Raw genomic sequence first — 19,401 nt, 5'->3', positions numbered from 1 at the left:
CTGAAAGATATTCACCATAAGTTAACAAGCTCTCGTTTTCGGGAGCTTTTTTTTCGGTTAAGATTGAACACAACATGATGAAAAAATCAGAGCACGCATTGCCAACGTTCGCACCTACATTACAAAAAGTCTTATTGTTCGGATTATTTTTTATCCTGATTTTTTTGAGCTTTAGCGTACTCAAATACTTTATTGTGCCCGTTGTTTGGGCAGCGATTATTGCTTATATGACTTGGCCGCTGTATCAATCGGTGCATCGTTTTTGTGGCAATCGTGCAAATCTAAGTGCGGCGCTGATGATCTTATTGGTCGTGCTCGTGGTAGGTCTGCCGGTGATTTTTGCGATCTTCTTGCTACAACATGAAGGCCGTAACTTGTATTTTGAATTACAAAAGCAGGTCTTCTCGGGTCATGTCAATGTGCCTGATTTTATTCGCCAACTGCCGTTTATTGGTAAAGAAGTCAGTCGTACCCTGCATGAGCTGAACAATGACCCGAACAGTATTATTCAATCGGTACAAATTTGGATTCAGGGGCATTTGAACTACGGTAAAGTTTTGGTCGGCGAAGTCAGTAAAAATATCTTTAAGCTGTGTTTTGCCGTGATGTCTTTATTTTTCTTCTATCGTGATGGTCAAACCATTTTAAGTCAGGTCAGTAAAGCCCTCGAAATGGTGATCGGGCCACGTATTCATCATTATCTTGCCACCATCTCGGATACCACACGTGCTGTAGTGTATGGCATCGGTCTTACCGCCATTGCCCAAGCTTTACTTGCCGGTGTGAGCTATTTTGTCGCCGATGTGCCTAACCCGATGTTACTAACCATCATTACCTTCATGTTGGCACTGATTCCGTTTGGCCCACCAATTTCATATACCGCTGTGTCGTTGTGGTTATTTTCACAAGGTCAAACCATTGAAGCCATTGGCGTCATGGCTTGGGGTGTATGTATCGTGAGTACAGCCGATAACGTGATTCGTCCTTTAGTGATTTCAGGGGCAACCCAGATTCCATTCTTATTAATCATGTTTGGTGTTTTGGGTGGGATCGCCAGTTTCGGTCTTGTCGGTTTATTTATCGGCCCAGTGATTTTGGCGGTACTCTTGGCGATTTGGCGTGAATGGTTGCATGAAACCCAAATTGAAGCCGTCATGATGCCCAAAGCAACATTGGCACATAACTTAGACAATATAGATGATAAGCCTGAACAACCTTAATTCAGGCTTGAATTCATTAAACAAATATTACAATCAAATACTTAAATTATCTGTCATCCTGTATCCGCATCTGTTTCAATAGTTGAAACTCCATAAAAACAGACAGGATGCCAAACATGTCTTCACTATTTAAATTCGGTGCGCTTGCTGCGGTCAGTGCCCTGATGTTTACAGGCTGTGCGAGTACCTCGACTTCAACAGGTCTGAATGCAAAAACCGTGACGGTCAATGCCGTGACTGCTCAAGGTATTGGTCAAAGCATCGGTCAAATTAACTTGGTTGATAGCCCTGCTGGCTTGGTTATTCATACCAATTTAACCCAGCTCCCTCCGGGTCCACACGGTTTCCATATTCATGAAAAAGGCTCTTGTGCCCCAGCTGAAAAAGATGGAAAAGCGGGTGCTGCTCTTGCTGCAGGTGGTCACTTTAACCCTAAAGCTACACCTAACCACGGTACGCCGCTAACAGGTCACTTGGGTGACTTACCGATCCTTCAAGTTCAAACCGATGGCACAGCAAAAGTGAATTTAATTGCACCACGTTTGAAATTGGCGGATGTACAAGGCTTAGCCATCATGATCCATGCCGGTGGTGATAATTACTCTGACGACCCTAAACCTCTAGGCGGTGGCGGTGACCGTATTGCCTGTGGTGTGATTCAATAATCGACCTTGCATATAGATTTGAACAAGCGGACTTTAAGTCCGCTTTTCTATTGATTGACATCCTCACCCCCTTAAAAGAGGGTGATTCCTACAGCTAGACGCTTATGCCCAAGCGCAAGAATGTTTAGAGCTGAGTTTATATCTCGATCATGAGCTGTACCACAGCTCATGCACTCCCATTCTCTTATTCCAAGATCTGTCCTACCTTTTGGACTACTTGAGGTGATCTCACCGCAGCACGAACAGATTTGGGTGGTATAGGCTTCTTGGACTTCTTCAAACAATACGCCTGCGTTCTCGCATTTATACTTGAGCATTGTTTTTAGTGCAGAAAATCCTGTATCCAAAACAGATTTTGCCATTTTGGTTTTTACTAATTTTTTAGCACTCAAGTCACCTACAATAATCAATGCATTTTCATTCACAAGCTTGGTGCTTGCTTTATGCAAATGATCTTTTCGACTATTTGCAATCTTGGCGTGTAATGCACGAACACGCTTCTTATTCCTGGCTCTCTGAGCAATACCTAATTTCTGCTCATATTTTCGATAGAATTTTGGATTTGAAATTACTGTGCCATCAGAACAGGTGGCAATATCTTTTAAGCCTAGATCAATACCAATCGCTTTGGTTGCTGTCGATTTATCTTGCTTAGGCGATTCAACAACAAGACATACATACCAACGCCCACGGCTATCCTCTACAAATGAACCTGTTTTTAACGTGTATTTGCTTAAACCGTAGCTATCCCAAAGCTTAAATTGGTGTTTTCCATACTGGACATATCCATTGGCATATTTGATAGCCACCTTTTTAAAGGGAACCCATCCCAAAGAGCGCCTTGCTGATTTTTTATTGCTGACACGCCATTTCAGCTTTGCCTTTTTAAATTGCTTTCTTCGGGTGACTAATTCTTCAGTTACAGCCTGAATGGTTTGACTATGTAAATTACATTCTTTGGATGTGCCTTTCGTATATTTGGCAATATCAAAAGCAGAGAGAAATTCACCTTTCCGCTTCAAATGCCTAAACCCTAAATCATTGACATAATTCCAGACGAAGTTCACTTCTGATGCTAGTTGGTCTAACACCTTGCAATGTTTGTCTTTTATACGTAATTTAAGGGTTTTCATGTACTTATATTAACAATCAAAACTCAAGGAAAATAGTCCTTAGTTAAATCAAACGACACTTCATGTCGTGTCGCTTATATCTCTGACCTGAAGGACAGAGTTTTACGCTCCATTTGATAAAAATTGACAGTTCACAGAAAAAAGCTCAGTCTAATTTACAAAATCATTCGAATACTTCATAACTCTGTGAACACGCGACTCTCTTGGTTTCAACAGTTTCAATCCAGTGCAATCATTATGTATTGCTTGCAAATTTGTATTGTTTTGAGTGGCACCACGCTCGGATTATATTTTCTCGGTTTTCATAGTTTTATTGTGCCCGTCACCTTAGGTGCGATTGCTACCGCGCTCACCGACTTTGATGACCGACTCAGCATCCGACTGCGTAATTTGCTCTATGTCTGCGTACTCTTCTTTAGTGTCAGTAGTATTTTAGATTTTCTCTATCCTTATAAGCTGCTGTTTATCTTGTATCTTTCACTGTCCAGTGCAGGATTTATTTTATTAGGAGCTTTGGGGCAACGCTATGCCACGATTTCTTTTGGCACGATTTTACTATCGATCTACACCATGTTCGGCTTGGGCGAATATGACATCTGGTATTTTCAACCCAGTTGCTTTGTTCTAGGGGCCTTATGGTATGGCTTCACCTCAATTCTTTTTTACCTGATTAAACCCACCCTACCCGTACAGGACAATCTCTCGCGTTGTTTTTTACAAATCGCCGAAGTACTGAATGCAAAAGCACGCTTATTTGACCCAGATAATGTCAACAATGTGGAACATTTACTGTATGAATTATCACTCAAAAACAGTGATGTCATCCCGAGTTTAAACACCACCAAAGCTTCTTTACTCACCCGTTTAAAAGCCTCAAGAGCCAATAAAAACACCATCTACTGGCTGAATTTATATTTCTTGGCACAAGATATTCACGAACAGGCCAATGCGAATTATTTACACTATGAACAAATTCATCAAAATTTTAGCCGTACCGATTTAATTTTCCGTTTTCAAAAAAATATTCGATTACAGGCGCAGGCTTGCCAACAGTTGGCCTACTGTATATTGCATCGGCAGCCCTATCAGCCTGATCCCATTACTGCGCAAGCACTGGCACATTTGCATGCCTCTTTGCAGGAGTGGATGACCAACAATCCGCAAAATATAGAAGTAAAAAACCTACAGCTGATCTTGAGTAATTTGGACAGTGTACAAGAACGCTTTTCGCATGTTCAGGATTTAGATCATTCACAGCAACAGGCCTATCAGCAGCATATTGATAACCTCAATTTACTTGATGACGATATTCATGGGTGGCATGATTTATGGCTCAAACTGAAACAGCATTTGAGTCCCGAATCTGCCTTATTTCGCCATGCCGTTCGCATCGCTTTTGTCTTTGCGATGGGCTATGCCATTTCGCTATTGCCCTTTGCTAAAAATGGCTACTGGATATTATTGACCAGTTTATTTGTCTGTCAGATGCGTTATTTTGCGACCAAAAGTCGTTTAAAAATGCGGACATTGGGAACCATATTAGGGGTCTTACTTGGCATTCCTATTTTGTATTTTGTGCCGAGTGTCGAAGGTCAATTGCTACTGACGATTATTTTTGGCGTGTGCTTTTTCTATCTGAGTGCCAAAAAATATGCCATGGCGACCCTCATGGCAACCTTAATGGTCTTGCTGATTTTTAATTTGAAAGGCGCAGGTTATGCGGTCATTTTACCGCGTATCGTTGATACTCTACTCGGCTGTTTTATTGCATGGTTTGCGGTGAATGTGATCTGGCCAGATTGGGACTTTCGCAATATTTCCAAGACCATTCAAAAAAGCTCTGCTGCGACCCTGCATTATTTTGATGCCGTGGTTGAGCAATATCTCCATGGGAAAACCAATAGCATTGATTATCGGCGTGCCCGTCGTTCAGCCCATAATGCTCAAACTGAATTGTCGAGCATGATTTCAAGTTTAAGTACCGAGCCTGAACCCGACCAAATTTTGATTCAACATGCTTTTCGCTATTTGGTCTATAGCCATAGTCAGCTCAGTTATATTTCGGCACTGGGGAGCCACCGTGAACAAGTACAAGACCAACAAGTCCTTGAACTACTGCAATGGTGTCAAAGCACCTTAGACGACGTCTTAATTCAGCAAAAACCGCTCAACCCTGAGAAAATTCAGCAAAAACTTTTCGAAATTCAAACACTCAGCACTGAAGAAATGCGGTCTAATCACCTACAACTGGTGCTCAAGCAGATCAGTTTATTATTAGAAACATTAGCCGAACTGATTCAGCTCAGAACACAGCTAATTCAGGCGGAAATTAAATAAAATCATTTGGGACTCTTGATGAAAATGCTTAGTTTCGGTCTTAAACGCCTCATATTAACCACGATTATGGCGACCTCATGTTTAGCTGCGTCTTCTGTTTTTGCAGCACCGACAGCACAAGATTTAAAGCGTATTCTGGAATGTCAGGCCGATTACGACACCTACCATGACACTTTACTCGACTATGAAAAGGTTCTAGGGCAATTGGGTTGGAAACGCCATGATGACCCACATCAACCGTTTATTTATATCTATAAAAATAAGCAGGCTGTAGAGTTTTTTGGCATGCCGACCCAAGAAATTGGCCTGTCTTCCAATGCAGTATTCGCAATCTATCGCCAAGCCGATGTGAAAAAACTTGCCCAAAAGTATGGCATTGAGCAGCATCCAATGTTTGCCAATATGCCGTTTTTCCGTGGTGAAAAAATCCTACGCACGGAAGCTGAAACGGATGATCTGCATGCCATCAATCACAAACTAAGCCTGTCTGAAATGACCGGAAAAAGCCCGATGATTTTACTCGGCTGTAACTATGAATTTGATCAGGGTTCGATTGAAGACGCCTTAGCGGATCTAGAAGATTAATCCGAGTAGATAACTCAGAATTAACTTAAAAAACATTCACTTAGATTCAATATGCAGATCAATTATTTCAACAGGAACGCTTCGTTCCTGCTGTGCTTTCAGGTACACTCAAGGCTGAAATCACTTTGAATTTAGACTTCGCATGAATATCAAGACCTTACGCTTTGTGGGCCTACTCGAAGGCATCTCCTTTTTATTATTGTTGTTCATTGCTATGCCAATGAAATACCTGATGGATAATCCAATATTGGTCAAATACGTCGGTATGGGACATGGCGTCTTGTTTATTGCCTTCTTGGTGGTGCTATTTGTGGTCTGTGAAAAGCAAAAATGGTCACTCAGCGTATTTCTAATGGGCCTGATTGCATCGATTTTGCCTTTTGGTCCGTTTATTTTCGATCGCAAATTAAAAAATGCAGAACAACCTGCAACATCAAATTAAGACGGTATCCAGCAAATAAAAAAGCCCAATATTGTTCTACACAGCATTGGGCTTTTTCTATAATGGCATGAACTCGAATTTAAAATTCACCCGTCAATTGACGTTGTCGCATAATATCTCGCACCACCAAGCGTGGTAGGCTGAACCACAAGATAATGAGGGTAAAGCCTGCCAAACTATAGGCCCAAAGGCCAAAGTTTTCATACAGCACGCGCACGATTTCGATCACGGCAAAGAACATCAGCATCATGATCACAGACACTGCCGCAGCCACTGTGCCCTTCGACATTTCAGACGACATTAAGGCAAATCGATAGAGCACAGAAAAGCTAATCCCTTCACCAAAACTGACCAAACTCATGCCAAGAATGAGCAATGTCAGAAAATAACTTTCAGTCATCGTCCCAATCACCACGAGGCTCGTCCCGAGTAACATCAGCGGTAGCCCGATCATCACAGACTGACCTAGAGGCAATTTGTCGATGATTTTAATCAGGACAATATTACCGAGGATCAGACCGCCCAAAACGGGAAACTGCGCCATGCCGTATTGCATGCTACTCAGTCCTAGTTGCTCCACCAATATGACCGGAGATAGCGCAATCCAGAGCATCAGTGGCATTGCCACCATCGGTAGGCCCAGTGTCAACGCCAAAAAGCGTTTGTTTTTTAACACCTGTTTAAAGTCATCGATAATATAGCCCACCGGTTGCTTTGGAATGCTGATGTGCTGAGCCGGCATCTTGGCCTTTAAACCAAACCAACTCAGAAAAGATAGAAATGCGATTCCTATAAAGCCCCAATGCCATGACACGTGATCAATCATAAAAGCACCGAGGACAGGGCCGATCAGTGGCGCCAGTAGTGAAATATTGGCCATGATCGCCATGACTTTGATGGCATCACGCTCTTCAAAAGTTTCCTGAACAGCAGCATAGCCCACGGCAGAAATGACCGACAAACCAAAACCTTGTAAAAAACGCAACGTTAAAAAGCTTTCGATATTATGCGTGAGCAATATCGCTAAACAGCATAAGCTAAAGAACGCTACACCACCCAATAGGACTTTTTTACGGCCTAATCGGTCTGACAATGGCCCTAATATTGCAGCGACACAAGCACCTCCCAATAAGTAAAATGACATCGACGAGGGTGCCCATGCACTACTCACGCCAAACTCTTGGGTAATCGCAAGCATGGCGGGTTGGACTAAGTCGTTTCCGATATAGACAGAAAATTCAAATAAAACCAGTGCCAAGGGAAACATTAAGGTGGCACGACTTAATTTTGTGGTTTGTACGTTTTGCATTGTTATCTACATATCAAATATGTGCTGTCGAGCTTGAAATGACAAATAGGGAGAGACACTTCAGCCCAATGACGAGCACTGTAATATTAATTTTAAAAATGAATTTGCGGCGTATCCGCCATATGTGCGTCGTATTCACAAGACGCTAGATAGAGATAAAATGAACTTCAACGAACCGATCTGTCGGTTTGAGTCCGACTATTTTAACAGTGTTTGCTGGCGTTGTATTGGTCTTTTTAAACTACCGCTTTTATGGTTTTTCATTGTCTGCTTTTTGGATAAAGCGACCTTGTTTTAGGTCTTCATAGGCTTGCATGACTTCTGCAAAATGATTCATCACAAAATAACCTCGCCCATAGATGGGTTCATTTAAAGGCTGCGCCGATAAATACAATATGTGGCTATCTTCGACTGCCGTCAATTCGACATTTTCACCTTGGCTCGACATGACTGCCATATGCTGTGCGTTTAAACGCTCATCCGCTTCAGTAAACTGTAACTGACCCGAACGTAGATACAACAAGGTTGTATCACCAGATGATGCAGGTAAATTCAGTGTCTGCCCTGCGCGTAGATACACATCAAATACCTGCATAGGTGTATGTGTTTCTGCGGGGCCGTGGGCTGTTAAATAATGCCCTGCAATGATCCGTACATAACCTGCATTATCTGCTAAATCCACTACAGGAATACTGGCTTTGGCTAAGCTCTGATAACGTGCAGGATTCATTTTATCTTTGGCAGGCAGATTGACCCAAAGTTGCAATATTTCAAATGCTCCGCCCTGCTGTGCAAAGGCTTGGCTAAAGACTTCTTCGTGTTGAATGCCTGAAGCAGCAGTCATCCACTGTACATCGCCCTCTCCAATGACGCCACCGCCGCCAGTCGTATCATGATGTTCAAGTTCGCCTTTAAACACCAATGTGACGGTTTCAAAGCCTCGATGTGGATGTTCCAATACACCTTTTTTCAGTTGGGTTGGTTTCAAAACCCCAGGCCCTAAATGGTCGAGCAATAAAAAAGGTGAAACGGTATTTCCCAATTCATAATGGGAAAAAACTGAAGTCACTGGAGCAAAGTCACCGACAGGTGAGCCTGAATCATTGACGTGAATAAAAGCGAGGGTTTTCATCATAAATTTGAAATCTGATCAAGATTTGAATTCGGTTTTATATTATTAAAAACTATACGAACTCACGAGAAAATTTTTAGGATTGAATATTCTATGTTTAGGATGAAAATTAAGATACGCGAAAACTCATCCGCAACTGTCCGAGTCAGGACACATTCAATATGTAAAGTTTCTGCGACCTACACAATTGAAGATGGTATTTGACGAGTTTTGCGGATGAAAGATGGTTTTGCTACTTTTGCCGAAACAAAAGTAGATACGAGCTCCAATCATCGAATTTAAAATGAAATGACCCCGTCATGCTGAACATTTAATAAGAAATTTAGACCTTAACTTTTTATAATTTAAGGACACTTCGCCGACTGGAAAGTCTTAGTATTTTTACCACGTTGGCACTGATATTCCTTTTGCGTATTTACACGCTGCCAGTCACCATCCACCAATCTAAAACTATAAATAGTACGAATTGATTTCACCGAATCATCCATCAAACCCGTTTCCGTCACTTTCACCTGCCCCGCATTTGGCGACTCAACACGGTTAAAGTACTGACGAATTTCCACAGTCGACAGCTCTTTACGCAAATCAGGACGTTCTTTTAATACCTGATCGAGTGGCGTAGCAGAAGAACCGACTTTAGACACAATTTTCTGCGTTGTCGCACAACCCGCCAACATCCCCACACACAATGCAGACACAGCAATTAAACGATACATAGAAGCAACTCAAATTTATTATTCAGACCTATCATGCCGAACATTTGTCCAAAACACTATTTAAGCAATGTAAAAGAAGCGATGAAATCCATAAATTGGTGAAAGAAGCTCTGATCCTTAATGAGTGCCATTTCAAAAATACAGCTATAAAAAAACGCATCCGAAGATGCGTTTTTAATCGTCTTTAAAAAATTAAAGATCAAACAATTTACCTGGGTTCATAATCGCATTTGGATCGAATACTTTTTTCAATGCTTTCATATATTCGATTTCTTCTGCTGAACGTGTGTAATCGAGGTAAGGCTTTTTAGTCATACCCACGCCATGTTCTGCTGAAATTGAACCGTCATATTTTTTCACAGTTTCAAATACGTATTTGTTTACCACTTGGCATTTTGCAAAGAATTCATCTTTACTTAAATCCGCAGGTTTCAAAATATTTAAGTGCAAGTTACCGTCACCAATATGACCGAACCAGCAAATTTCAAAGTCTGGGTAGTTCGCTTCCACAATTGCATCAATTTCTTTAATAAATGCAGGCACATGTGTAATCAGAACAGAGATGTCATTTTTGTATGGAGTGAACGGTGCGATTGACTCAGAAATGTCTTCACGTAAACGCCATAAATTATGTACTTGGTCTAAGCTTTGGCTCATTACGCCATCCAGTACCCAACCTTGTTCCATGCAATGTTCAAAGATTTCCATTGCCGCATCCATGATCGGTTCAAATGGTGCTTCAAACTCAAGTAAAACATAGAACGGACATGGTGTTTCAAACGGACGTTGTACATGGCCATTGTCCAATACTTTTTGCATCGCAAGTTCACCAAAGAACTCAAATGCAGTCAGGTCGATTTTCTTTTGGAAGGCATGTAGAACAGGCATAATCGCATCAAAATCAGGCACACCGAGAACCAATACTTGTAAGTCATGGGGTTGGCGTTCAAGTTTGATTTCAGCTTCCGTCACGAGGCCTAAAGTACCTTCACCACCAATAAATAAGTGCTGAAGTGCATAACCCGTCGCGTTTTTGATCATGCCTTTATTCAAGCGCAGGATGTCACCTTTACCAGTAACCACAGTCATGCCCAACACCCAGTTACGAGTCATGCCGTATTTAATCACTTTAATACCGCCGGCATTGGTACCGATGTTACCGCCAATTTGTGATGAACCTGAAGATGCAAAATCAACTGGGTAGTACATGCCTTGTTCTTCAGCATAGTTCTGAAGTTGTTCAGTCACTACACCTGCTTGTACGCGAACCATACGGTCAGCTGGGAAGAATTCCAAGATTTGGTTCATCTTTTCCATGCTCACCACGATTTCACCGTTAGCAGCCACAGCACCTGCTGATAAACCTGTACGACCGCCACTTGGGGTAATCGCGACATTAAATTGGTTTGCCAGCTTAACAATTTGTTGAACTTGCTCTGTGCTTGAAGGGAAAACGACGACCGAAGGATTTGGATCGAAGTGCTTAGTATGGTCACGACCCCAATTTTGGAGACTATCCGCATCTGTTTTAATACGGCTTTCGCCAACAATAGCGGTCAATTGGGTCAATAACTCTGGGGTTAAAGCGACTGGAGCATTCATCGTTTTCAGACCTTGCAAGAAGTAAACAAGTTTTTTTAAAGGTCCAGACTTCATTCAGTCAAAACTGCGGTAACGCATATTTCAAGGGAAAAAGCCTGAAACAGAGCGCATCAAAATGTCAGGGACTTGGTCATGATGATTTTGAGCGGCACCATTATAAGCTATAACTGGGCTTTTTTTGACAAAACCCAAAGAAAAACGTGATTTCAAAATGTCACGAGGAATATGACCAAGTTAATTAGACCAAATCTAAAAAAATTGACTCATCATTCGCCAAAATAGCCATGACGTCGGTCATAAAGGAAATGTATATCAGGCGACTTCCTATGCTATTATATGCGCACTAAATTTGGCCTTTGTAGCGGAGCCGTAATGAGCCAACATCTTTCTTTACCTAAAGATAAAATTCGTTTCTTGTTGTTAGAAGGCGTTCACCAAAACGCAATCGACACTCTAAATGCTGCTGGATACACCAACATTGACTACCGTAAAACTGCGCTTGAGGGTGAAGCGTTGAAAGAAGCGGTTAAAGATGCTCACTTCATTGGTATTCGTTCACGTACTCAATTAACTGAAGAAGTTTTTGAAGCGGCGAACAAACTGATTGCTGTGGGTTGTTTCTGTATCGGTACAAACCAAGTGAACTTAAATGCTGCAATGATTCGCGGTATTCCAGTATTTAACGCACCATACTCAAATACGCGTTCAGTTGCTGAACTAGTACTTGCTGAAGCGATTCTATTACTTCGTGGTGTTCCTGCAAAATCTGCTTCAACTCACCGTGGTGGTTGGAACAAGTCTGCAGTCGGTTCATTTGAAACTCGTGGTAAAACTTTAGGTATTGTTGGTTACGGTTCGATTGGCTCGCAACTTTCTGTACTTGCTGAAAGTTTAGGTATGCACGTAATTTATTACGATGCCGTAACTAAACTTCCAATGGGTAATGCACGTCAAGTCGGTTCTATGGGTGAACTTCTTGCCAATGCAGACGTGGTTTCTTTACACGTTCCTGACGTTCCATCTACACGTAACTTCTTCGGCAAAGACCAATTTGCTCAAATGAAAGAAGGCGCAATCTTCCTCAATGCTGCACGTGGTACATGTGTCATCATTGAAGATCTTGCTGATGCAATCAAATCTGGTCATATTGCTGGTGCTGCTGTAGACGTATTCCCTAAAGAACCGAAAGCAAACGGTGAAGAATTCGTTTCTCCACTTCGTGGCTTAGACAACGTGATTTTGACTCCTCACGTGGGTGGTTCAACAATGGAAGCGCAAGCGAACATCGGTCTAGAAGTGGCTGAAAAATTCGTTGCTTACTCTGATAAAGGTATGACTTTATCTGCAGTGAACTTCCCAGAAATCGCGTTACCGTTGACTGAAGGCAAACACCGTTTACTTCATATCCACAAAAACGTGCCAGGCGTTCTTTCAAAAATCAACAACTTGTTTGCTGAACACGGTATCAACATCTCTGGTCAGTCATTAATGACAAAAGGCGATGTGGGCTATCTTGTGATGGACGTTGATGCAACTGCTTCTAAAGAAGCATTGGATACACTTCACGAAGTTGAAGGTACCATCCGCGTTCGCGTATTGTTCTAATCGCATTAGACTCTGAAGCCACAGCCTTCGGGCTGTGGTTTTTTTATTGTAGTAGACTTTTAAAATCTGGCTTTTGCCAATCTCCCGCTATTCGAGTCATCGAAACAAATTTAGTCTATGCCAAATTTTAAAATTACCCCTGCCCTACAAGCACCACTGATCTTGCTTATTGCAATGATCAGTATGCAAAGCAGTGGTTCTTTCGCCAAGTACCTGTTTGGTCAGTTTCCCATCCTGACCGTGTCCGCGATGCGTTTACTGCTCGGTGCATTAATCTTGGCGATTATTTTTAAAGTTTGGCAGATCAATTTTAAACAAGTCAAATGGTCTGCAATTATCAGCTATGGCTGTGCCTTAGCAGGGATGAATGTATTATTTTACTTGTCGATTGATCGCCTGCCTCTCGGCATTGCCGTGTCTTTTGAATTTATTGGTCCGCTCAGTGTCGCACTATTTGCTGCACGCCGAAAATTTGATTTTATTTGGGTCGGACTGGCTATTTTAGGCCTTATCCTACTTTTTCCTTTTGACCAAGCTGCACAACGACTTGACCCCGTGGGCATTGCCCTCGCCCTCGGTGCAGGTGCGTGTTGGGCACTCTATATCGTGGCAGGTCAAAAACCATCAGGGGTCTCAGGCAATCATACCGTTTGCTTAGGCATGTTCGTCGGCATGTGTGTTCTGATGCCCATCGCAATCTTTGCAGGTATGCCGGCACAGGCGTTTGAGCCAAGTAGTCTGCTGTATTTTATTGCACTTGCGACCTTAGCTAGTGCTTTACCTTTTACTCTAGAAATGATTGCGCTACGTAACATGACTGCGCTGAGTTTCGGTACACTCATGAGTTTGGAACCCGCTGTTGCCGCTCTCTCGGGTTTTATCTTTTTGCATGAACATTTGTTATGGACACAATGGTTGGCATTGGCAGTGATAATCAGTGCTTCGATTGGCTGTACTTATACCACGCAAAAAGCCAAAGTCATTTAAATTCAAAATCCATCATGATTTGGTCAAATGTTAAAATTCACTCAATTGTTAGCATTAACCGCTATACTGTACTGACTCAAAAATAGGGCTCAACACCGCCCAACAACTGTGTGCCGCATGCCAAATTCACAACTTCTCGCTGTTGTTTTCATGGTGCTCTCCATGATTTCCTATCAGATCAGTGCATCATTCGCCAAGCAATTATTTTTGGTGCTTGATCCACTCAGTGTGACCATTTTACGACTCTGTTTTGCTTCAATTATTATCTGCTTAATGTTTCGTTCATGGCACATTTTAAAACGGCTGTCTTTTTTAAAATGGTGGGATCTGCTCTGCTATAGCGCGGCACTCTGTTTGATGAATGTGTTGTTCTATATGTCACTGGGTAAATTGCCACAAGGCATTGCCGTGGGTTTAGAGTTTATCGGCCCTTTGGGTCTGGCATTGTTATCCATTAAAAACAGCAGTGATTATATTTGGGTCTTTTTAGCAATCTTAGGCATTACCTTGATGGTGCCTTGGGGACAAGCTCATGATGGTAATTTCTCAATACTTGGGGCAGCCTGTGCCTTAGCAGCGGGACTCTGTTGGGCATTCTATATTTATTTCGGGCAAAAAGTCGTACACCAAAATATTGGTATGCATGCGCTAACGATTGCCATCACACTGTCCGCACTGACCTTGCTCCCGATTGGACTATATAACAATGCACCCGCCCTACTCGATACCCAATATTGGCCGAAAGCCTTATTAATTGCGATTTTAGCCACGGCCATACCTTATGCACTGGATTTAAAAGCGTTAAAAATCCTCAGTAAACTTAGTTATGGGACTTTATCGAGTTTGTCGCCTGCATTAGCTGCCATTACAGGTATGGTTCTGCTTGGCGAAAATATTGGGACGTGGCAATGGGTGGCCTTAGTCTGCATTATGTTGGCGTCCGTCGGGGTGACTTTACGCTCCTCTCGCAATACTCCGAGCAGCGTATCAGACTAAATTTTTATATTTATAGTTGAAACAAAAAGACGGCCTCTGCCGTCTTTTTTTGAATTTGTATGAGTCTTCAGGCTTCACTTGCATTTATCCCGTCAAACTGTCTTTATCCGCTTTCTTGTATTTTTTATATTCTGCCAAATATTGTTTGGCTAAACTTTCCTTTTGTTTTTCATCTAAGATTTTACCTGCTTGCTGAAAAAAGCCGTGTTCTTCCTCCTGCAAATGATGATGTACCGTTTCAGATAACTTTTTCGCAATTGCCAACCAACCTGGATTACTAAATTCAGTTTCCGTCAGTTGCTCTAATAATTCATCCATCTCATGATGTTCCGCCAATGCATGACGGGTGATGTTTAGGCCTGAATCAGTCATCATTAACGGGATGTAAAAATAACGATCTTCGCCAACAGCATGAGCAAATAACTCATTTTTGAGCAGCTCAAATAAATCTCGACGCTCAGGTGTATCCCCTGATGTTTGAATGAGTTTTTCAGCAAGTTCACGTTGCTTTTCATGACTTTGGCGTAAAGCTTCAAATATATTCATTGTAGTGATGACCTCTGATGCTTAGCTAATTGTGTATTATGAAATTTAATTATTATCCACAACTCAAACGAGTCGCTTATTTTCATACTAATCATTTCAGCGACAGAATTCAGCAACGCTCTGTTAAGATTTGTTTTAAGCTTGTCCCGTAAAGGTTTGATAACCCAACCGTACAATCAAAATACTCACCAAAATCAAAAATAGAATTCGAATAAATCCACTGCCGTATTTAATCGCTGCACGTACACCAACGATCGAGCCTAAAATATTTGCTACAGCCATCATTAAGCCTATCGCAAATAACACATGGCCAGTGGGCGCAAAAAAACTCAGTGCTGCAAGGTTGGTGGTTAAGTTGGCCACTTTAGACAAGGCAGAGGCATGCAAAAAGTCTGCTTGTAGATAACGAATAAAAAAGAAGATAAAGAAACTGCCCGTGCCAGGCCCAAAGATACCGTCATAAAAACCAATCACCAGACTACCAATAGCGGCAAAACCGAGGATTTTAGGAGTCAGTTCTTGGCGTACATGCACCTGACCAAATTGTTTTTTGGCAAAGGTATAAATCGCAATCACGATCAACATAACCAAAACGAAAGGACGTAAGACTTCTTTTGGAATTATTGATACACAGGCTGCTCCCACAAAGGAGGCAACAAATGCACAGCTTGCAATGACCGCAAGTAATTTCCAACGGAGTTTGACTTGGTGTAAAAAAGAATAGGACGCCGAAGCCGTACCAAAGATCGAAGACAACTTATTAGTGCCAAACACCGTCGCCGGAGATAAGTGCGGCATGGCATTCATAATGGCTGGAATTTGAATTAATCCTCCGCCCCCCACTGCTGCATCAATTGCACCGGCAAAAAATGCAAAAAATAAGAGGCTTAAAATAATTTCAATTTCCATAATTTGGCTTCAGTGGCTGTTGATGACTATTCAAGATTTAATACACGTTTTGGTACTAAGCGCTTACGATCGGTAATTTCCGCTAGACCTAAGCAACGTTCCCCATCAAATACCAAAACCTGCGCTTCCGCAGCATGCTCAATATTACTTTCCATTCCACGACTAAAATATTCAGCTCGACCTTCCGGCGCTTGCACTTTGCAGAAATGATCGACAGGCGAATACACCGGCAGCAATAATGCTTCACGCTCAGCTTCGGTCAGACTCTCTAAATATTCAATAGTGTAAGTTGGATTGAGATCAAAATGCCCAGTTTGCGTACGGTGTAGATAGGTCAAATGTCCAAAAGTACCCAATGCTTTGGCAATATCTTCGCCTAAAACACGAATATACGTGCCTTTGGAACAGGTGATGTCGAGTGTAATACTATTCTCATTAAATGATAATAACTCGATGGCATAAATCGAAATTGGACGTGCTTCACGCTCTATTTCTATGCCTTTACGCGCCAACTCGTACAGCGGGCGACCTTCTTTTTTCAGCGCAGAATACATCGGTGGAATTTGTTGAATATCCCCTACAAATTGCGCCAAGACATTTTGAATATTTTCTTCAGTCAATATTGGAACAGCTTGCTCTAATAGTATTTCACCTTCCACATCACCCGTCGTGGTACTGTGTCCTAAAAAGACGGTGGTTTTATAACGTTTAGTCGAATCCAATAAAAAATGCGAAAACTTTGTTGCTTCACCCAAACAAATCGGCAATAAACCTGAAGCCAGCGGATCAAGCGCACCAGTATGTCCTGCTTTTTGTGCACGAAACAACCAACGCACCTTCTGTAAGGCTGCATTCGAGCTAATACCCAAAGGCTTATTCAAAAGAAATACACCATGTACAGGACGACGTTGGATCTTAGGAGAGGCTTTTTTCATGTCAAAATTTGGCTAATACAGGAACAGCGCAATGGTAACAACCCACCTCTAACGTTTACAACTCTTCTATGTTTTTATCTGCGTTTTATGTCATATTGAGTTCGCATTTAGAACTCTAAAACAATTAAAAACGGAATAAAGGTGCATTGGGATATGCAAAAAAATAAACTTTGGCTCATCATTGCCTTGGTCGTTATCGCTGTTGCTGCATTTATATTTTGGCTGGCGCCAAAAGCATCACAAAATGATCCTTCAGATCAATCGGTTCAACAACAAAATACGCCTTTAGCGCAGGGCGAAAATGCTACAGCACAAGCCACAAGCGGTTCTTCACTGCTCAGTCCAAGTCAACAAGACACGGAAGTTAACTGTCAAATCAGTATGGATGGTTCAAACCGTCTGATCGTGAACGAACAAACACGGAATTGTTTTGAATATTTCATCACTCAATATGGTGAAAAGTCGATAGATCAAATCAAAAAGGATTTTAAAACCTACATTGCACAAGGTCATAAAGAACCTGCGCTATCCCAAATTTATGATTTGTGGGATCGCTATATGAAATATCGTGAACAATTAGGTAATTTACAGCCACCAAGTGACGACAAAGAATCACCACAATATTATCGCTCGATCTATAGCAGCACACAGAATTTAAGAAAACAGTTCTTTTCTGATTATGAAATTGAAGGTTTATTTGGCAAGGAAAATACCTATCACGAATACACGCTGAAACGGATGGAAGTGGTGAATGACAAAAAACTGTCTGAGTCTGAAAAAGCCAAAAAACTAAAAGCCCTGTTTGATGAACTCCCAGAAGACTGGAAAGAAAATCTGGAACAAATCAATAAACTTGAAGATTTACGCAAACTCACTGCGGATATTAAAGCCCGTGGTGGTTCAAGCGAAGAAATCCATCAAATGCGGTTAAATTTAGTTGGTCCTGAAGCCACTCAGCGCCTTGAAAATCTAGACAGCCAGCGCAGCTCTTGGAAATCTAGCGTGAATCAATATCTCACAGAGCGTGACAGTATTGTGAAAAGCAATATGAGTGACAGCGCCAAACAACAAGCAGTACAGCAGCTCCGTAATCAACATTTTAAATCCAAGGAAGATCAGCTCCGCGTTAGTACCTTTGAATCTGTGCATGATCAAGGTGGAAAATTACCTTTCGCAGAATAAGTACAAATAACAATCTTAAAATAACTTCAATTTCAGGATGAAATGATGAAAAAGCCACAGGCTCTTTTATGCGCAATCATGGCTGCATCAGCAGCGATCGCTAGCACACAATCTCAAGCTGCTGCAGGACTCCAACATGTCACCGCCAATAGCTCGGCAAGCTATGCCAAGACCAAATATCCGATTGTGTTTACCCATGGTATGTTTGGGTTTACCCGCATTGGTTTTGACAGCTTTGGCATGGATTATTTTTATCAAATTTTGCCGGATTTAGCCCGCAATGGGGCCAATACCTTTGCTGCCCAAGTTTCTCCACTTGAGTCGACAGAAGTTCGGGGTGAGCAATTACTCTCTCAAGTCGAAGAAGTCCTTGCCCTGACCGGGCAACCTAAAGTGAACCTCATTGGTCATTCACATGGTGGACCGACGACTCGCTATATTGCAGCGATCAAACCTGAGTATGTAGCTTCGGTAACTGGGGTTGCAGGCACTTATCGCGGCTCTCTAGTCGCAGATAAGATCCAAGCGAATAAAACCATTAATTCAGTCTTTGGGGTACTCGGCGATCAACTCTTAGCACCGATTATTACTTGGGCTGAAGGCAACTCGAGTCTACCCAACAGTGTTGATGCATCACTTACCGCGATCAGTGAAAAAGGTTCTGCTGAATTTAATGCAAAATTTCCAACCGCAGCACTGGCGGCGAACTGCAATCAGTCGGGTGCCAAAGTCGACAAAGGCGTGTATTACTACTCATGGACAGGTACAGCGCAAACCACAAATGTATTAGATGTACTAGATACAGTGATTAGTCAGCTTGCCCCTTTGGCCTATGGAAATCGTGACAATGACGGTTTGGTTGGACGCTGTAGCACCCACATCGGACAAGTAATCCGTGATGACTACAATCACAACCACTTAGATGAAGTGAATATGATCTTTGGCCTACGCAGCCTATTTTCACCTGACCCAGTTGCGCTCTATCGCCAACATGCCAATCGTTTAAAATTACAGGGACTTTAACTCAAAAGTTAGTTCCCTTTCAGCACTGAACAGGACGTCTTTGGACGTCCTTTTTTGTTTACAATTTTTTTATTTGT

18 protein-coding genes are annotated in these 19,401 nt (G+C 42.0%); 10 read left to right on the top strand and 8 right to left on the bottom strand.

Annotated elements, in window-relative coordinates:
* Positions 1-98: 98 nt before the first annotated feature.
* Together FTU16_RS05570 and sodC are read left to right on the top strand one after the other, a co-directional pair.
* Positions 99-1,220, top strand: coding sequence for an AI-2E family transporter (locus FTU16_RS05570; protein ID WP_180162909.1), 1,122 nt, complete (start codon positions 99-101; stop codon positions 1,218-1,220).
* A 116-nt stretch (positions 1,221-1,336) separates the two neighbouring features.
* Positions 1,337-1,885 carry a superoxide dismutase family protein gene (gene sodC / locus FTU16_RS05565; RefSeq protein WP_180162878.1) on the top strand — a complete coding sequence of 183 codons (549 nt, stop codon included), beginning with the start codon at positions 1,337-1,339 and terminating at the stop codon, positions 1,883-1,885.
* Between the two features lie 71 nt (positions 1,886-1,956).
* On the opposite strand, the gene FTU16_RS05560 is transcribed toward sodC, so the two are convergent.
* Positions 1,957-3,018 (bottom strand): RNA-guided endonuclease TnpB family protein, encoded by a 1,062-nt coding sequence (locus tag FTU16_RS05560; RefSeq protein ID WP_180153414.1) that lies wholly within the window; start codon positions 3,016-3,018, stop codon positions 1,957-1,959.
* Positions 3,019-3,204: 186 nt separating this feature from the next.
* On the opposite strand from FTU16_RS05560, the gene yccS reads away from it, so the two are divergent.
* From yccS to FTU16_RS05545, 3 genes are all read left to right on the top strand, one after another.
* Positions 3,205-5,355, top strand: coding sequence for a YccS family putative transporter (gene yccS, locus FTU16_RS05555; protein WP_373683889.1), 2,151 nt, complete (start codon positions 3,205-3,207; stop codon positions 5,353-5,355).
* Positions 5,356-5,373: 18 nt separating this feature from the next.
* On the top strand, positions 5,374-5,940 hold the full coding sequence (locus tag FTU16_RS05550) for a hypothetical protein (RefSeq protein WP_180162877.1): 567 nt from the start codon (positions 5,374-5,376) through the stop codon (positions 5,938-5,940).
* A 142-nt stretch (positions 5,941-6,082) separates the two neighbouring features.
* Positions 6,083-6,382 (top strand): DUF3817 domain-containing protein, encoded by a 300-nt coding sequence (locus FTU16_RS05545; protein WP_078189335.1) that lies wholly within the window; start codon positions 6,083-6,085, stop codon positions 6,380-6,382.
* Between the two features lie 79 nt (positions 6,383-6,461).
* Here the strand turns inward: FTU16_RS05545 and FTU16_RS05540 are convergent, their stop codons facing one another.
* The 4 genes from FTU16_RS05540 to FTU16_RS05525 form a co-directional block, all read right to left on the bottom strand.
* Positions 6,462-7,691, bottom strand: coding sequence for an MFS transporter (locus FTU16_RS05540; RefSeq protein WP_180162876.1), 1,230 nt, complete (start codon positions 7,689-7,691; stop codon positions 6,462-6,464).
* Positions 7,692-7,941: 250 nt separating this feature from the next.
* A complete protein-coding gene (locus tag FTU16_RS05535) occupies positions 7,942-8,823 on the bottom strand; it encodes a pirin family protein (protein WP_180162908.1) in 882 nt (293 codons plus the stop codon).
* A 344-nt stretch (positions 8,824-9,167) separates the two neighbouring features.
* Complete coding sequence (locus FTU16_RS05530) at positions 9,168-9,539, bottom strand: hypothetical protein (RefSeq protein WP_078192499.1); 372 nt, start codon at positions 9,537-9,539, stop codon at positions 9,168-9,170.
* 192 nt (positions 9,540-9,731) lie between these two features.
* The gene (locus FTU16_RS05525) at positions 9,732-11,141 is read right to left on the bottom strand and encodes an FAD-binding oxidoreductase (RefSeq protein ID WP_180162875.1); all 1,410 of its coding nucleotides are present in this window, start codon (positions 11,139-11,141) and stop codon (positions 9,732-9,734) included.
* Positions 11,142-11,513: 372 nt separating this feature from the next.
* Here FTU16_RS05525 and serA point away from each other — a divergent pair, with 372 nt between their 5' ends.
* From serA to FTU16_RS05510, 3 genes are all read left to right on the top strand, one after another.
* Positions 11,514-12,746, top strand: a complete 1,233-nt coding sequence (serA, locus tag FTU16_RS05520) for a phosphoglycerate dehydrogenase (protein WP_078192852.1) — start codon at positions 11,514-11,516, stop codon at positions 12,744-12,746.
* A 117-nt stretch (positions 12,747-12,863) separates the two neighbouring features.
* The gene (locus FTU16_RS05515) at positions 12,864-13,733 is read left to right on the top strand and encodes an EamA family transporter (RefSeq protein WP_180162874.1); all 870 of its coding nucleotides are present in this window, start codon (positions 12,864-12,866) and stop codon (positions 13,731-13,733) included.
* A gap of 117 nt (positions 13,734-13,850) precedes the next feature.
* Positions 13,851-14,729, top strand: a complete 879-nt coding sequence (locus FTU16_RS05510; RefSeq protein WP_180162873.1) for a DMT family transporter — start codon at positions 13,851-13,853, stop codon at positions 14,727-14,729.
* 84 nt (positions 14,730-14,813) lie between these two features.
* Here FTU16_RS05510 and FTU16_RS05505 read toward each other — a convergent pair whose 3' ends face one another.
* From FTU16_RS05505 to truB, 3 genes are all read right to left on the bottom strand, one after another.
* Entirely contained in the window at positions 14,814-15,275 is a 462-nt protein-coding gene (locus FTU16_RS05505; RefSeq protein WP_078192502.1) for a hemerythrin domain-containing protein, read from the bottom strand.
* Between the two features lie 135 nt (positions 15,276-15,410).
* A complete protein-coding gene (locus FTU16_RS05500; RefSeq protein ID WP_180162872.1) occupies positions 15,411-16,184 on the bottom strand; it encodes a TSUP family transporter in 774 nt (257 codons plus the stop codon).
* 26 nt (positions 16,185-16,210) lie between these two features.
* A complete protein-coding gene (truB, locus tag FTU16_RS05495) occupies positions 16,211-17,119 on the bottom strand; it encodes a tRNA pseudouridine(55) synthase TruB (protein WP_180162871.1) in 909 nt (302 codons plus the stop codon).
* Positions 17,120-17,272: 153 nt separating this feature from the next.
* Here truB and FTU16_RS05490 point away from each other — a divergent pair, with 153 nt between their 5' ends.
* Both FTU16_RS05490 and FTU16_RS05485 read left to right on the top strand, forming a co-directional pair.
* On the top strand, positions 17,273-18,301 hold the full coding sequence (locus FTU16_RS05490) for a lipase secretion chaperone (RefSeq protein ID WP_180162870.1): 1,029 nt from the start codon (positions 17,273-17,275) through the stop codon (positions 18,299-18,301).
* Between the two features lie 78 nt (positions 18,302-18,379).
* Positions 18,380-19,324 carry a triacylglycerol lipase gene (locus tag FTU16_RS05485; RefSeq protein WP_257227096.1) on the top strand — a complete coding sequence of 315 codons (945 nt, stop codon included), beginning with the start codon at positions 18,380-18,382 and terminating at the stop codon, positions 19,322-19,324.
* Positions 19,325-19,401 lie beyond the last annotated feature (77 nt).

The sequence above is a fragment of the Acinetobacter sp. YH12069 genome (genome assembly GCF_013419675.1).
GTDB classification, from domain to species: domain Bacteria; phylum Pseudomonadota; class Gammaproteobacteria; order Pseudomonadales; family Moraxellaceae; genus Acinetobacter; species Acinetobacter amyesii.
The sequence above is the reverse complement of the archived record's forward strand: the minus strand, read 5'-3'. Positions and strand labels throughout refer to the sequence as shown.